Here is a 14,474-nt window from a genome sequence, read left to right as displayed (position 1 = left end):
GCGCAATCACTACAGCATCCACGCATAACTCAATTTCAAAAATACCGAGCGTTGGTAGAGATCCAGTTCATCGATCTGATCGTCGCTGAGCGCCGCATCACTGTAGCCGGCGTAAATCAAGGTTTGCGGATTTATCTTGTAGGAATATAACAATTGCGAACCTAACTCGCGTTTTTTGGGTTTAACTGCGATGAAATTATTATCCGGATTATGTTCGATATCGGAATAAATCAGCGCAAGCCGCACAAAACTACGAACCGAGAATTGATAGCTCAACCGCAGGTCGGTCATATTCGCAGTAAACACTTCAGCGCCGTCGGCATCCAGGGTGCGATAAGTATGGCGCAGGTTTAACAGGAAATGTTCATTCAAATTCCAGCGCACTTCCGGCTCAAGTTCAAGCCCGTGCCCCATACGGTTATTGCGAAAATCGAGCTTTCTGCCATGCTCTGTTTCCAGCCCTACATAAACACCGGACCAGGGTTGGGCTTCGATTTCACTTTCCAATAATACTTCTGTAAATTCGTCCGTGTTGCCGGTAATTGCCAGTGTGGTTTTATCATGGCGAGCACCAACACGCTCGCGATATATTGGCCGTAACTTCAGATAAGATTGTTGCGGCCCCCACATCTCCAGTTCCACTTCCCATTCTCTTTCCAGAAACTCATGGCGCTCGTTGTGGGTAGTATCCCAATCGCTCCAGAGTTTGATGCGATTCCACCCATGCGAATCGGAAAACCATTGGTAACTCGTGGCGTGGGTTTGCTTGTAATAATCGGTCTGCGGAATATAACCCAGGTCCGCACGAAAATCCTCGCCCATACGTTGATAGCGACTATTCCACATCCAGTGGCGCGTTTCGCGTAAATAGGAAAAATAACCGGCGTGACTACTAAACGGTTCGGCGTTTACCCGCAATGCCGATTCATCGCGCAATTGGCCTGCCAAAGTCCGCGGATACTGGCTATTGCTGTATAGCCATTGCGCTACCCATTCATCCTGGTCGTTGGGTTGGTATTTCACATCGATACCCTGGACCCGGTTGTGATAATCCTCCGCTTCACGCGCAGTGCCCAAGGCACCGATTGATAAGGTCGCGGTGGGATCGTATCGATAACGCCACACCGCGTTGTTGCTTTCGCGATCCAGTTGCGCAACGGTCGAACTGATATTACCGGGAACAATAAATTGCGTGCTGTTATCATCCGTCGCAAAAAAAGCAAACGCATGGCGATTGTGGCGGCCCGTTAATTTCGCGCCGGCGTCCGGTGAGTTCACATTACGCGTATAAACCAAATCCAGCGGCGATGAAAAATAATCGGCATTATCGAGAAAGAAGCTGCGCTTTTCGGGCAGTAGCAACGTGAATGGATCATTCACTGATACTTGCGCTTCATCGGCTTCCACTTGCGAGAAATCAGGATTCAAGGTCGCATTCAAATTGATATCAGGGGTGATTCCCCACTTCACATCCAACCCCGGTTCAATATCGCTTTGGCGCTGCCAGGGGCCGTTGTCATGCGGGCGCAATTTACGCTGCTCATCGGTGCCCGCAACCAGGCTCGGCACCAGCGTAAAATGTTTTCCTTCCTTCACACCGGAAAATCCATATGACGCTTGCAATTGGCAAATCCAGCAGGGATTGGCGCGCTCCAGCTTATTGTTCGACAGGCGATGGCGCACATCGCGCGGATAAAAACGCAGCAATTCAATTTTCCATTGTTGCTGTATTAAACGGTCATTGAAATTCAGAATTTGCAGGGGAATGGCAATCTCTACCTGATAGCCCTCTTCCGTTAATTTACCTGCACTGTGCCAAATTCCGTCCCAGGCCAGATCAGTATCATCTTCCTGCTTGCTGGTTTCATCGGCAATGCCATCGGCTTGAACACCAAATGGATTTACATAAAATTGATAGGCAAGTTTGTGATCACCGTAGGTATCAATCTTGATGCCTACGGTATCATCATCCCAAATTTTATCGCGGTCGCGATAATACGCGCGGATTGCATCGGGATCCGTATCCCTGGCGCGGAAGGCGATATAAAAATAATCGCCATTTTCCATCACATAAGCCGTGGTTGTTACCGGTGCGGGATTATTTTCAGCGGGCCAGGTATCGAATAACAAATCCACTTTTTTTGCTGCTTGCCATTCGGGTTCAGTTAACTCTGCATCTATGTTCACTGAATGTTGAATGCGTGGAATGGCAATCTCTTCAGCAGCAAGGTTGTTGGACACAGCAACAACCAAGGTTGCTGCTGCCAGAAAATTACAACCTGAACCATAACCTGCGAGTAAACGTCTTTTAAAAAGCTTGCTAAAAAACAGTTTATTCAAACCCAACCCAAAACCACCCACCCTCATGAAATAATCCTTTACACACCGATTTATTGTGCTGGTTTAGGAGCCGGCTTTTGAATTTTAGTCACTGCTTTACCGCCTTGTTGTTCATAATTTTCTGAACCGGCAGCACCAATCACTTTGTAACCTTTGCTGCTCAGCAAATCACCCGCAGCAAATGCACGATTAGCGTGGTTGGAAACAGTGATAATGCTCCGGTCTTTAGGGATGTAAGCAATATTCTTTTCCAGGTCAGCGAACTGGACGTTTAAAAATACCGGGAAACTACCAAAGGTAATCAGCTCATCAGGGCGACGAATATCAATGACCAATACCTGGTCTGGCTTCGCCAGCCATTGATCAACCTGCGCTACCGTTAGCTCGGGAGTTTTGTATTTAACAGCGGGCTTACCGCTATTATTCTGGGCCATTGCCAGGGAGGCAAAAAAAGCTACAAACACACCAAAGGCAAGCGTTAATTTTTTCATGGAAATTATTCCTTACTAAAAAATTGGAACGAAAAGGGAAATGGATAATGAATAAGAATTAAAGAGGCACTACACCAGCACAATTGCAATGCCCATACCAATGCCAATAAATATTGGCTTTGCTCAAAAGACATACTAAACAACAATCAATTTGACCAATTATTGCGAGGCTGGAAATACCGGAAAAAAATACCTGCTTAGAATCAAACAGTGCACAGTAGATAAGGCAACAACCAGGTGTGGAAAACAGCGCTCCAATAATAGCCATTTAATAAATATCAAAAAAAAATGCCTCGCAGAAAATAACTGCGAGGCATTTTTATGAAGAGCGATTAATCAAAAAAACATCCTTGTAGCCGCTTTGCATCTTGCACAACGATTCCTTTCTACACCGTCACTTTGGTTCCATCAAACCGGGTGAAGGTATAACCTTCAAATGTTTCGTTGTACGTAAAACGCTGGTCGCGAAGCAGGCTAATCGCCAACGCTTCACCTAAAGCATGGGATGCCGAAATATCGGCGCGAGTGTGGAAACCATTAAAGTTGCGGCCGAACCCAACATTATTAACCAGCTTGTTTAATTCACCACCGACAGTCAGTGGTTCACCCTCCCATGGAATTAACCTCGTTGGATCAGCCGGATCAACTTGTACCGGATTTGGAATAACGTAGTTTTCATCAAAGAACGCTTTCAATAAGGTCACTGGTGTTGCCGCTGAAATAGTGGCACCACTTGGATAACCCGGATGCGTAGGTGCTCCGGTATTATTCGCCAACGGCAATAAATAACTGCCATTGGCAGCAAAGGTGCGAGCTACTGCATCCGATTCAAGTACATCGCGGTGAACCGGATAACTCGCACCTTTGGCCAACACTTTGTGCACGAGGCCACCGTAGTCCTCGGGGCGCAAACGTCTATCGACAAACCAGTTTTGGTAGTAGGAAGTTTTGATCGCCAACGGCCCCGCCAATGCTAACAATCCCTGGATAAATCCCGATGAAAATGAAGAACCGGACGATTGGGTTTTGGAATTAACGTAAGGATTGGCAGGATTCAACGGTGCACCTATACCACCCGCCAAGGGATTACCGGCAACAGGGGCGGCCAATAAAATTTGCAATGCGTGCAAATAGGTCGGACCAGAGCTGCGTGCAAGCCACGCCAGATCGCGACCATTAATGATGTGACGCCGCCCGGGTTCAGTACTGATATTTCTGCCAGTGCTGATGCCATTGCGAATTTTCAACCATTCATCAAACGTAGTTCCAAAACTTTCACCAACAGTTTGGATGGGGCGCAATTGCGCCTGGGCGGGAAAAGTTCCCCAGGCAGGAACAGGACGCAGCAAAAATTGTGATATATAAGGCCCTTTCAATGTCTCGGGCGGAACAACATATTTGCCTTTTTTTCCACTGCGATCAGCCTTGTAATCCACATATAAGGCTGTGCTGCGAAACAGGGTTTCCGGAGTCACTTTGCCATTTACTTTCGGGCCGCGATATTCCGGCAACCGATTTAATTCAGCAACAGCTGCCTGTACCAGTTCATTACCGGTCCCGGTTTTGTAATCTTCAAAGGGAACATCGCGCAGCAGGGCCTGCCAATAAATTTCTATATGCTCCGCCGCGAGTGCAGCACTGTCCAGCCGCGCGGCAACCGGAATAGCCAATTGTGCATTGCTCACACCTTCAAGCGCTGTTGTGAGTGGGCCTTGCGGATCAGCTAATTTCGCCGTTCCACCTAAAATAATTTTTTCAAAGTCTTCATGCTTGCGGGTTTGCAGGGCTTTTAAAAACGATGCATAGGATTCAGGATCAACGTGCCCGTTTGCATCGTGCTTTAATCCTTTTGTCGATGTGCCAATTTTATTGGCATAACGCGCTTCATCACCGTTGTTGGGATGCGGGGGAATATCGACATCGTATTCCAGTTCGGCGGCTTTAATTCGCGCCTTATAGGATTTTTTACGCAACGTTTTTGCATGCAACGTACCGTATTGATCATCGCGATAGAAATCCGAATAATCATTTCCATCACTTGAACGCTCATCATCCTCATCTTTAGTGTGTGCATGGGCAACGCTCGCCAGCAATGGTGCGGCGACACCGGCAGTCGTCAGGATGCCTGCACGCCCTAACAGAGAACGACGGCTCACACCGGATGGAGAAGTTTCGGGTACTGCGATTAATTCTTGCTGCTGGTCTTCAATATTCGCTTGCGCATCTGAACCTGGGATAACCGACATAGATTTCTCCAATGATTTCAACAATGAAATTGCCAAACAAACCTGTGATAAATCAGTTGCCATAATCTCTGGCACATACCCACCAACGCAAAGCCTGTACCAATTAACAAAACATGAGTATTCACAAGGGTAAAACCTGTAAACCGATTTTTTTGCCAGAATAAAAACCGGATGCATTGGCTAAAACAAATCACAAAGTGTTTATATTGTTTTCCTTACTGTTATCAATATGACAGTTGCTTTTTAGACAGGGCCATTAATAACGTTCATTTAAAAATATACGCAACAAAAATTAACATGTATGGCAACCAGCAACCCATTATTGAAAAGCAAGCACTAAAAATATCTTCACAGTTTATTTATCCACAGCCACTTAAAAAAATTCCCTGGAATAATTTCCCCTGCTTAATATCAAACAAAAATTTTCCTGTTAAAAAAATAACTTTAATAAATCATAAATCACGCCTTGACCGGCTTGGCATATCAATTGCCTTTGCGTTTGCTACTTCCGGTTTTATTTACCTTGTATTCAACCAAGCGCAGCAAATGAGGCTATAAATGGAAAAAAGAAAACGTGTTAACTTAACCAGCCAGCGATACTTAAAAACCAAAAAATCAATGTTATATAAAGCAATTATTCTGGGAACCGGTTTATTATCCTCAAGCTTGCTGTTTGCTGCTGATAATGATGGAAAAACGGTAGCCGATAAAAATGCCGAAAAAACTTCCGCTAATAAAGGTGATGCCGTTCTTTTGCAAGCCGTAACAGTGCATAGCCAGCGGCTGAAAGACAAACCGGAATCAGTCTCTGCGATTACCGGCGAAGAACTACAAAAATTCCACGTGAACAATTTCCGCGATATCGTAAATCGTATTGGCAATATCAGGACGTCCTGGCAGAACCCTAACACCACGTCAATTTTTGTACGCGGTGTAGGCTGGGCTGCTGGCGCTGGTGTCCTTGATCCAAGTGTTGGTGTCACGGTAGATGGTGTGAGTAATGGCATCAGTGCGATAGCGGCGCTGTCCAATTTTGATGATATTGAATCGGTAGAAGTCATTCGCGGCCCCAATGGCGTTAACGGCGGCAAGAGTTTTAGTGTGGGTGTAGTGAATATCAAAACCCGCGCCCCCAGCTTTACGCCAGAAGCAAAAGCATCGCTCACCTTCGGGGAATTAAATACCGTCTCTTATGTTGCAACCCTGGGTGGTGCAGTTATTGATGATTTGCTGGCAGCAAGGATTTCGTTGCACCGTGAAACAGCCGACGGCCCCTGGGCTAATAAAAATGACAGTCATTACACCTGGCGCAACACGGATAGAACCAATGCGCGCGCGCAATTTTTATTTACGCCTACAGATAATATCAATGCTGAATTAGCAATTGATTACACACCGACCGGCCGGGAAATTTGCGAAAACTGTTTTACTTTCAGGGATAAAATTCCTGCATTTTATGACAGTATAAATCCTGCAACAGGTAAACCTTATCCAGTCAATTATGCCGAAGATGCTTTTGGAAAAATCCAGCGCCGCTGGTTTAAACAAAAAACAGATTACAACATCGACGATTATTATTCCCACAGCATTGATACCGCCAGTGAATACCCAAATACCTATGCCACGCGCGGTGCTACATTTAATTTCAAAGCCGCACTGGACGGCGGTGTTTTCCATTCGATTACCGGCTATCGCGATTATGAATTCTCACAAGGTGCCGGCACCCATACCCCGTTTGAATGGTTGCGCGCTCCACGCGGAACCCAAACCGAATACGAACAATTCAGCCAGGAATTTAAATGGAGTGCTGCACTGGGCAATTCCGTGAAATACGAAACCGGTTTATTTTATTTCGCGGGTGATTTCCCCAATACCGGCCAAACTGAACGCTACGGCTCGGACGGTGGCGCATGGTATGCCAATGAAGCGCAATACAATTCGCTGGATATCAATGCGGAAGGACGCCAATTATTACTCAATTCCGTGGATGGCCTTATTGTGCAATCCAAAAACAAACTGGATAACACCAGCGAAGCGATTTACGCAAATCTGGTATGGGAAGCAACGGATGCATTAAATATCAATGCAGGCATTCGTTTTACCCATGAAGAGCGCAAAACTACCTCTCGCAATTTTATTCAAACCGATGGTTTTGCTGCGGAGTTAAATCCTGCGTCAGTAAACGATGTAATTTTGAATGGTTTTATCAATAACCCAACTAATGGGTCAATTACAACTGATGCTAAGGGTGATTCCATCATTAACAGCACCGCACAAATAGCGCTGGCAAACAGCGTCGCGCAGAAATATTTTAATGTCGCTTCTTATAATTTGCTCACCAGCGTACAACAAAAGCAAGTTGCCGATGCAAAAGCTATCCGTGCGGGAAGGATTGGTGCCCTTTATCAATCCGTTGAAGCTGAGCCTTACGATGAAGTATTACCCACCACCAATCTGGGCATCAGTTATGAACTGAATGATTTCAATACCGTGTTTGCATCCTGGAAACACGGTGAAAAAGCGGGCGCAGCACAAATTGTTGGTGCAACACCAAAGGGTGGAAAATCATTCCCGGCAGATACCGAGAAAAGTGACTCATTTGAAATTGGCTCAAAAGCTATTTTGTTAAACCAAGACCTTTCCTTAAATACGACGTTCTACCTGCAAAACATCGACAATTATTTACAACCCATTTTTGTCTTTGATGAAGTGCAAACCACACAAAACAAAAATGGCATTAATGTGTATACCTCTGCTATTGGCAATGTGCCGGAAGTGCAAACCAAAGGGGTGGAAATCGATTTATCCTATTCTGGCATTGAATACACCACCATCAGATTTTCCGGTGCCTATACCGATGCTAAATACAAAGACTTTAAATTCCTCGCCAAACCCGGTGAATTGGGTGGCACTTCGATTCCTTACTACGATGCCAGCGGAAAAACCCTGCCCGGCGCACCGAAATTCAGTGGCAATTTGTTTGTGGATTTCTCCTATCCACTCAGTGGCGGAAAATTATTCCACACCAACCTGAACTACAACTACGTCACCGAATTTAATAACGATCCCTCTTTATCGCGCTTTGCCACTTCAGGCCCTTATGGCATTACGGATATTTCCGTAGGCCTGGGCCGTCAGGATCGCAAATTCGATATCAGCCTCGTTGTTAAAAACGTATTTGATGAAGATACCGGTTTCAAAACCACCTGGGCGTCCTACAAACCGGGCATTCCTCGTTGGGTGGGAATTACTATTGATGCAGCGCTTTAATTTGTTGAATACCGCTGCATTTATTTATACGTTTTAAAAAATTGCCCGGCCATTTACGAACCGGGCAATTTTGCTTTTTATAGTTTTCATTTTTTACATGTTTGCTGATTAAAACTGCTTATATCAAAAGCAGTTCTCTATACCTGTGGTTATTTATACAAGCGTTTATTTATTTAAAAAGTGCCGGAGGGAAAATGTTAGACACCAATGCACAATCAAGGCGGTTAATAGTATTTACCGCACTAGGTTTACTGTTTTTTTTAATCATAACCAGTTATCCGGCTAGCGCCGCCGAAAAAATTCCGCGCCTGGCGAATGGCAAACCGGATTTCTCGGGAATCTGGCAAACCACCAGCGCAGCGGATTACGGCCTGGAGCCGCACAACAGCCGGAAGGATGCACCGCCAGGTGCCGGTGTCGTTGACGGTAATGTAATTCCCTACTTACCGGAAGCATTAATACAACGCGATAAAAACTTTGCAGAACGCAATGAGCTGGACCCAGCACTAAAAGGTTGGACACTCGGTGTCCCGCGAGGCATTTATTACCCTGAACCCTTTCAAATTTTTCAACGTGCGCGCGACATACATATTATTTTCCAGTTTGGGCACTCTATTCGTACCATCCACACCAATAACACCCAACACCCCGATGATGGCTATGATTTGTTGCTCGGAGATTCAAGGGCACACTGGGAGAAAGATACACTGGTAGTAGACACCATTAATTTTAATGATAAAACCTGGCTTGATCGCGCTGGCAATTTTCACAGTTCGGCGCTGCATTTAATCGAGCATTGGAAATTCCTGGATGCCAACACGATAGCTTATAAAGCCACATTGGAAGATCCGAATGTTTACAGCCGCCCCTGGACGCTGAATATTATTTTGCATCGCCATCGCGAAGAACATTTCCAGCTAATTGAAGACTATCGTTTCACGCTGGACTTTGATGATATTTATCCACCCAAGCGCGATGGCAAATAGGAGGCGTTATGAAATTACATCGGAATACATCCAGAATATTACTCATTATTTTGTTAGCGGCCAGCGTTGCGTCTTATGTTCACGCCCAATCGTCTGCTGTTACATCATCAGCTGCACCGGTTGATAAATCCCATGCAAAGATTGCGTCAGGCAGATGGAATGGTCCCAAACTCGCCGATGGCCAACCTGATATCAGTGGTCACTGGAGCCCGGCGTTTGGCAGCTATTTAAATTTTACGGACCCGGAAGGAATTTCAACCGGTGAACGACCACGTGTGTTACCACCGCGAGATCAACGCGCACCTAGCCGTGTAAGTGACCCCACTGATGGACAGGTGCCTTTTCAACCATGGGCATTGGCAAAAGTAAAAGAGTACCAGGATTATTACGATAACCCGATCAAACCGGAATTTATTGACCCGCTCGCACGTTGTGCTCCCCAGGGAATTCCGCAATCACTATACATGCATGGCCACGAAATTTTGCAGTATCCGGGTTATGTTGTTTTCCTATTCGATCAGGGCAATCGCATTATCCATTTGGATGGAAAACCAAAACTCCCGGAAAATATTCGTTTGTGGAACGGTGATTCGCGCGGTCGCTGGGAAGGTAATACATTGGTTGTGGATGTTGCTAATTACAACGGTAAATCCAAATACGCCCGCACCGGTGAATTTGCGAGCGAACATGTAAAAATCACCGAGCGTTACGTATTTGATAATGATGGTAAGCGCTACAACTATATTGCAGAAATCAGCGACCCCACAGTCTATACCCGCCCGTTTACTGTAACAGTCACCGAGCGTAAATGGACTGAGAAAGATGAGCCGAGGGCAGTTGTGTATGCTGTGCGCAAAGCAAAACACGATGGCAAGGAAACCATTATTGAAAACGAAGAAGAGCGTGCATGTATTGAATACAACAACCCGCACGGGCATCTTTCTGTCGATAAACCTTAATCATGCCTGCTGCTCGGAATGTTATTAATATCGCGAATTGATAATCCTCCAGTATTTCGTTAAGTTAGCGCCATAACATCAATTATCCGGAATAATCGGCAGAAAATTATTATTTTTAATCTTTATTATTTTATTGGAGATCACATGCAGGTTAAGAAAAAATTATTGGCTCTGTTAGCAGGAACCGTCGTTTGCATTTCAACCGGTACATTTGCCCAAACTCTCACCTACGGTGCACCTATCACCCTGGACTCCGCAAAAAAAATCGCTGCCGCTGCGGCAGCTGAAGCAAAAAAACAAAACTTAACCGTGGTCATCAGCATCGTAGATTCTAGCGGAACGCTCACTTACCTTGAAAAAATTGATGGCACCCAGATAGCCAGTGTAGACGTGGCTATCAATAAGGCGCGCACCGCCAACAATTTCAAACGTCCTACTAAAGTATTTGAAGAAGGTGTAACCGGTGGCCGCAATGTACTGCTCAGCCTGCCGGAAGGCACTTTATTAATTGAAGGCGGCTCACCGATTGTGGTTGATAATAAAATTATCGGGGCAATTGGTGTGAGCGGCGCAACCTCGCAACAGGATGGTCAGATTGCGGAAGCGGGTCTGGCGAGTTTGAAAGCCAAGTAACAATAAAATTCAGGTTGGGATTATCCCAACCTGAATTCACTATGTACATAAGGAAAAAATACTACAGAATTAACGTGGGAAATTATTTGAGGAAATTATCCATTCAACCCTGCTTGTGCAGCTTTTGGATCTCTTTCAGCGCCTGATCCACATTTTCCGCAGGTTTCAACCCTCCGATTGTCGCCGCCACTTTTCCATCTTGCCCCACAATAAAAGTAGTGCGATCTATAGAGCCATGATTCACCGTAACGCCGCGAATATCTTTTCTGCCTGCAGTCGCTTCATTGACCGTTAATCCATATGCGTTTGCAATCTTGCCATCTGTATCTGATGCAACCGGAAACTTGCTGGCACAAAACTGTGGATCAGCCGAGAACTCATTCAAGCGATCAATATCATCCAGCGATATGCCTACAATAGTTGCACCTGCGGCGGCAAACTTTTCATGGTTCACAGCAAATGCACGCGCCTGGATACTGCACCCTCCACCGAAAGCCGTAGGGTAAAAATAAACCACGACAGGGCCCTTTTTAAGCGAATCTTTTAATGAATAGTCAAAAGATTTACCACCTAATGAAGCCTGGGTATTGAATGCCAATGCATTATCACCCACTTTTATCTGAGCACTAGCGGGTAACGCAATGCAGCCCAGCAATATTAACCAACTGATTTTTTTCATTGTCCTAACCTTCTATTCTTGAGCAAAAAATTATTTACTTTTGTTTATTGTCCTTTCGAAAAACGATTATCTATTTGCTTTTGTAAGCAATTCGATAAATCACATTCGCGTAATCATCTGATACCAATAGCGAACCATCCGGTAATTGCAACAAATCAACCGGCCTTCCCCACACACTGTCATCGCTGTTCAACCAACCTTCAGCAAATACTTTGTATTGCGGTTTTTCTCCTACTTTAACGTTGGTATTTACCGTTACCAGCTTGTAGCCAGATTTCTTTGAGCGATTCCATGAACCATGGTGGGCAATAAAAGCCTGGTTACGATATTCGGCAGGAAAAGACGGGCCGGTGTAAAAACGGATACCCAACGCGGCCGAATGCGCCTGAAATTTTACTTCAGGGGGAGTGAATTCGGCGCATTTGTGTTTGCTGCCAAATTCCGGATCGGGGATATCACCACCGTGGCAATAGGGATATCCAAAATGTTGTCCGGCTTTAGTTGCGCGATTTAATTCTTCAGGGGGAATATCATCACCCAAATGATCGCGGCCATTTTCGGTAAACCAAAGTTCACCAGTTTGCGGATGCCAATCAAAGCCCACGGTATTGCGAATACCGCGCGCAAAAATTTCCGGTTTGGGATTACGCTTGTCTACATCAATACGAGTAATACTGGCGTAAGGATCACCTGGTTCACAAATGTTGCAAGGAGCACCGATTGGAACATACAACAAACCATCGGGGCCAAAGCGAATAAATTTCCAACCATGGGCGTTATCGCTCGGATATTGCTCGGTTACTACCACGGGTTTAGGCGGATTTTCCAATTGCGCTTCAATATTGTCATAACGCAGGATACGATTCACTTCAGCGACATATAGCGAACCTTTGCGAAAAGCGACACCGTTAGGACGGTTTAAACCGGAAGCAATGGTAATGATTTTTTGCGCTTTGGTACCATCATGTTTGATAGCGTAAACTTTTCCTTCATTGCGTGTACTTACAAATAATGTTTGTGCATCGCTCAATACCAGCGAGCGGGCATTCACAACATTTTCTGCAAAAACACTGATTTCAAAACCCGGTGGCAACTTAATGTTGTGCAAAGGCAATTCAGCAGCATTTACCGGTGCACATATCCCAAACAAAAAATAAAGCCCTACTACATTTATTTTACACGCGGCCACACATTTCGTTAACAACTGCATTCCCAACTCCAACTCAATTTAAATTAATGCTTGTGATCCGCAAGCTGCTCGGTTTTAACCGGGCCAATACCCGACACCTGAATAATTGCTTCTTCACCTTTGGCGCCATCAAAATGCACTTGCCCGCCTTTGTGGATTACGTAACTACCAGCGGGCACAGCAACCGTTTGTTCAGTATCAAATTTATCGCCAGTGCCCACCCACCAGGTTCCTGAAACCACTACAAAAAATCTATCGCCATTATGAAAATGCGGTTTGGAGAAATTGCCCGGCAACCATTTGATACGTACCACATAAGGTCCAGGCTTGGCAGGGTCGCCAAATAAAATCGCTTGCTCATTAGTGCCAGCAGCGTTACGCACCCATTTAATATCCGCTGGTGTTTTAAACTCGACGGAGCGACGGTCCAACTCCACTGCCGTCGCGCCGTAAGATAAAACCATACATAACATCAACAACCATTTTTTATTTTGCAACAGCAAAAATTTCATGTCCGACTCCTGTTAATTAACAAATGTTTTACCAATAACCGATTAGCCGGCCCGCCGAAATAACGACTATCCAGCACACCAAAGATCCGAATCCTGCTAGAGCCAGCGCCGCATTATCTGAGTCAGTCAGTTCCATTTGCCGACGATTTTTCCATGCAGGAATTTGATGTGCCCACCAGGCATTTGCCAATGCAAACAACAAACCAAAAAATTTTATCCACAGAAAAGGATTACCGGCATAATCGCTCGCATTTGCCGATAACAGTAAAATTCCCGTCATTACTGCCAAAATAAATCCGCTGATTGCAACAGGTAACGCCAGTGAGGTGACGTACGCTAACGGGATATGGCGACGCCATCCCATCAAGCGCAAATCCATTAACAAAACAGCACCGCCCAATACAGCAACACCTAACAGGTGAAATAAGTTAATTAATGCGTAACCCCAGCCTCCCAAACCGCGTACAGTTACTCCAATCGATGACGATTGAAATTCAGTTAGCAGTTCAAACAACGAGGGCATGGATCTTCAAATCCGTATGCAGATTATTCGCGGTCGGGATAAACGTTATAGAGTTTTCCCTGATAGGTAACACGCTCGGTTTTTATTTCAAAACGCTTGGGGTCTGCGCTGCGATGGCCACTGACCGTGACCTCTGCGCCAACAGGAATTGTGTCCTCTTTCAAACCGGCACGCTCAGTGCGCGCTGGTGGTGCCAGGGTAATTTCCCACACCTGGCCTTCGGCACGAATTTGCAAATTGGCATGGGGACCGGCAAGGCTAACAGCTTTGACAACTGTGCCCGTTAATTCAAACTGTTCGCCTTCATTACTTGCCCAACCGTGATGGGCCCAGGCGCTCTCAATAGTGATGCTCATTGCCATAATCGATAAAATCGTTGTCAAATATTTCGCTTTCATCGTCACATATCCTCTATTGAATCTGGATGTAAAAATATACCCATGTCGGGCAACCTTGCCCGACAGTGCTAATAGTTAGCATGCTGGTATTACCGGTTTTGATTATCGGGTTTTATTCATTTAGCAAACATTATGCCGGCGGGATTTTTCAAGATAAGGAGGAGGATGCTTATATCTGGCCTGTAGCGACCATCACGTTGCACCTATTCAAAATACAGGTGCACAAAAACCAACATAAACACTGCATA

Annotated in this window: 12 protein-coding genes; 4 read left to right on the top strand and 8 right to left on the bottom strand. The window is 45.4% G+C overall.

From position 1 onward, the window contains the following. Window positions 1-9: 9 nt before the first annotated feature. From A596_RS01130 to A596_RS01120, 3 genes are all read right to left on the bottom strand, one after another. Window positions 10-2,340, bottom strand: coding sequence for a carbohydrate binding family 9 domain-containing protein (locus A596_RS01130; protein ID WP_152600060.1), 2,331 nt, complete (start codon window positions 2,338-2,340; stop codon window positions 10-12). Window positions 2,341-2,390: 50 nt separating this feature from the next. Then, window positions 2,391-2,831: a rhodanese-like domain-containing protein gene (locus tag A596_RS01125; protein ID WP_039912004.1), complete on the bottom strand. Its 441-nt coding sequence runs from the start codon at window positions 2,829-2,831 to the stop codon at window positions 2,391-2,393. Window positions 2,832-3,217: 386 nt separating this feature from the next. Next, window positions 3,218-5,077, bottom strand: a complete 1,860-nt coding sequence (locus A596_RS01120; protein ID WP_200882833.1) for a phosphatase PAP2 family protein — start codon at window positions 5,075-5,077, stop codon at window positions 3,218-3,220. Between the two features lie 558 nt (window positions 5,078-5,635). On the opposite strand from A596_RS01120, the gene A596_RS01110 reads away from it, so the two are divergent. From A596_RS01110 to A596_RS01095, 4 genes are all read left to right on the top strand, one after another. Then, window positions 5,636-8,347 (top strand): TonB-dependent receptor, encoded by a 2,712-nt coding sequence (locus A596_RS01110; RefSeq protein ID WP_039912002.1) that lies wholly within the window; start codon window positions 5,636-5,638, stop codon window positions 8,345-8,347. 194 nt (window positions 8,348-8,541) lie between these two features. Then, window positions 8,542-9,333, top strand: coding sequence for a hypothetical protein (locus A596_RS01105; protein ID WP_052417100.1), 792 nt, complete (start codon window positions 8,542-8,544; stop codon window positions 9,331-9,333). An 8-nt stretch (window positions 9,334-9,341) separates the two neighbouring features. Further along, window positions 9,342-10,292: a hypothetical protein gene (locus A596_RS01100; protein ID WP_039912001.1), complete on the top strand. Its 951-nt coding sequence runs from the start codon at window positions 9,342-9,344 to the stop codon at window positions 10,290-10,292. Between the two features lie 144 nt (window positions 10,293-10,436). Beyond that, window positions 10,437-10,925: a GlcG/HbpS family heme-binding protein gene (locus A596_RS01095; protein ID WP_039911999.1), complete on the top strand. Its 489-nt coding sequence runs from the start codon at window positions 10,437-10,439 to the stop codon at window positions 10,923-10,925. A 103-nt stretch (window positions 10,926-11,028) separates the two neighbouring features. Here A596_RS01095 and A596_RS01090 read toward each other — a convergent pair whose 3' ends face one another. The 5 genes from A596_RS01090 to A596_RS01070 form a co-directional block, all read right to left on the bottom strand. Beyond that, window positions 11,029-11,604, bottom strand: coding sequence for a peroxiredoxin (locus tag A596_RS01090; RefSeq protein WP_039911998.1), 576 nt, complete (start codon window positions 11,602-11,604; stop codon window positions 11,029-11,031). A gap of 70 nt (window positions 11,605-11,674) precedes the next feature. Beyond that, the gene (locus tag A596_RS01085; protein ID WP_052417099.1) at window positions 11,675-12,814 is read right to left on the bottom strand and encodes a PQQ-dependent sugar dehydrogenase; all 1,140 of its coding nucleotides are present in this window, start codon (window positions 12,812-12,814) and stop codon (window positions 11,675-11,677) included. Between the two features lie 23 nt (window positions 12,815-12,837). After that, window positions 12,838-13,305 (bottom strand): cupin domain-containing protein, encoded by a 468-nt coding sequence (locus A596_RS01080; RefSeq protein WP_039911997.1) that lies wholly within the window; start codon window positions 13,303-13,305, stop codon window positions 12,838-12,840. A 28-nt stretch (window positions 13,306-13,333) separates the two neighbouring features. Further along, complete coding sequence (locus A596_RS21810; protein WP_052417098.1) at window positions 13,334-13,828, bottom strand: DUF6644 family protein; 495 nt, start codon at window positions 13,826-13,828, stop codon at window positions 13,334-13,336. A gap of 23 nt (window positions 13,829-13,851) precedes the next feature. Then, window positions 13,852-14,226 (bottom strand): DUF6152 family protein, encoded by a 375-nt coding sequence (locus tag A596_RS01070; RefSeq protein ID WP_039911996.1) that lies wholly within the window; start codon window positions 14,224-14,226, stop codon window positions 13,852-13,854. Window positions 14,227-14,474 lie beyond the last annotated feature (248 nt).

This window comes from Cellvibrio mixtus subsp. mixtus J3-8 (assembly GCF_000766945.1).
In the GTDB taxonomy this organism is placed as follows: domain Bacteria; phylum Pseudomonadota; class Gammaproteobacteria; order Pseudomonadales; family Cellvibrionaceae; genus Cellvibrio; species Cellvibrio mixtus_A.
Note: the sequence above shows the minus strand (reverse complement) of the source record. Positions and strands in the feature narration are given on the sequence as shown.

Coding starts and splice junctions, on each gene's coding strand:
- A596_RS21810 (WP_052417098.1), bottom strand. CDS start 13,828: ATGCCCTCGTTGTTTGAACTGCTAACTGAATTTCAATCGTCATCGATT.
- A596_RS01120 (WP_200882833.1), bottom strand. CDS start 5,077: ATGTCGGTTATCCCAGGTTCAGATGCGCAAGCGAATATTGAAGACCAG.
- A596_RS01070 (WP_039911996.1), bottom strand. CDS start 14,226: ATGAAAGCGAAATATTTGACAACGATTTTATCGATTATGGCAATGAGC.
- A596_RS01105 (WP_052417100.1), top strand. CDS start 8,542: ATGTTAGACACCAATGCACAATCAAGGCGGTTAATAGTATTTACCGCA.
- A596_RS01125 (WP_039912004.1), bottom strand. CDS start 2,831: ATGAAAAAATTAACGCTTGCCTTTGGTGTGTTTGTAGCTTTTTTTGCC.
- A596_RS01080 (WP_039911997.1), bottom strand. CDS start 13,305: ATGAAATTTTTGCTGTTGCAAAATAAAAAATGGTTGTTGATGTTATGT.
- A596_RS01095 (WP_039911999.1), top strand. CDS start 10,437: ATGCAGGTTAAGAAAAAATTATTGGCTCTGTTAGCAGGAACCGTCGTT.
- A596_RS01085 (WP_052417099.1), bottom strand. CDS start 12,814: ATGCAGTTGTTAACGAAATGTGTGGCCGCGTGTAAAATAAATGTAGTA.
- A596_RS01110 (WP_039912002.1), top strand. CDS start 5,636: ATGGAAAAAAGAAAACGTGTTAACTTAACCAGCCAGCGATACTTAAAA.
- A596_RS01090 (WP_039911998.1), bottom strand. CDS start 11,604: ATGAAAAAAATCAGTTGGTTAATATTGCTGGGCTGCATTGCGTTACCC.
- A596_RS01100 (WP_039912001.1), top strand. CDS start 9,342: ATGAAATTACATCGGAATACATCCAGAATATTACTCATTATTTTGTTA.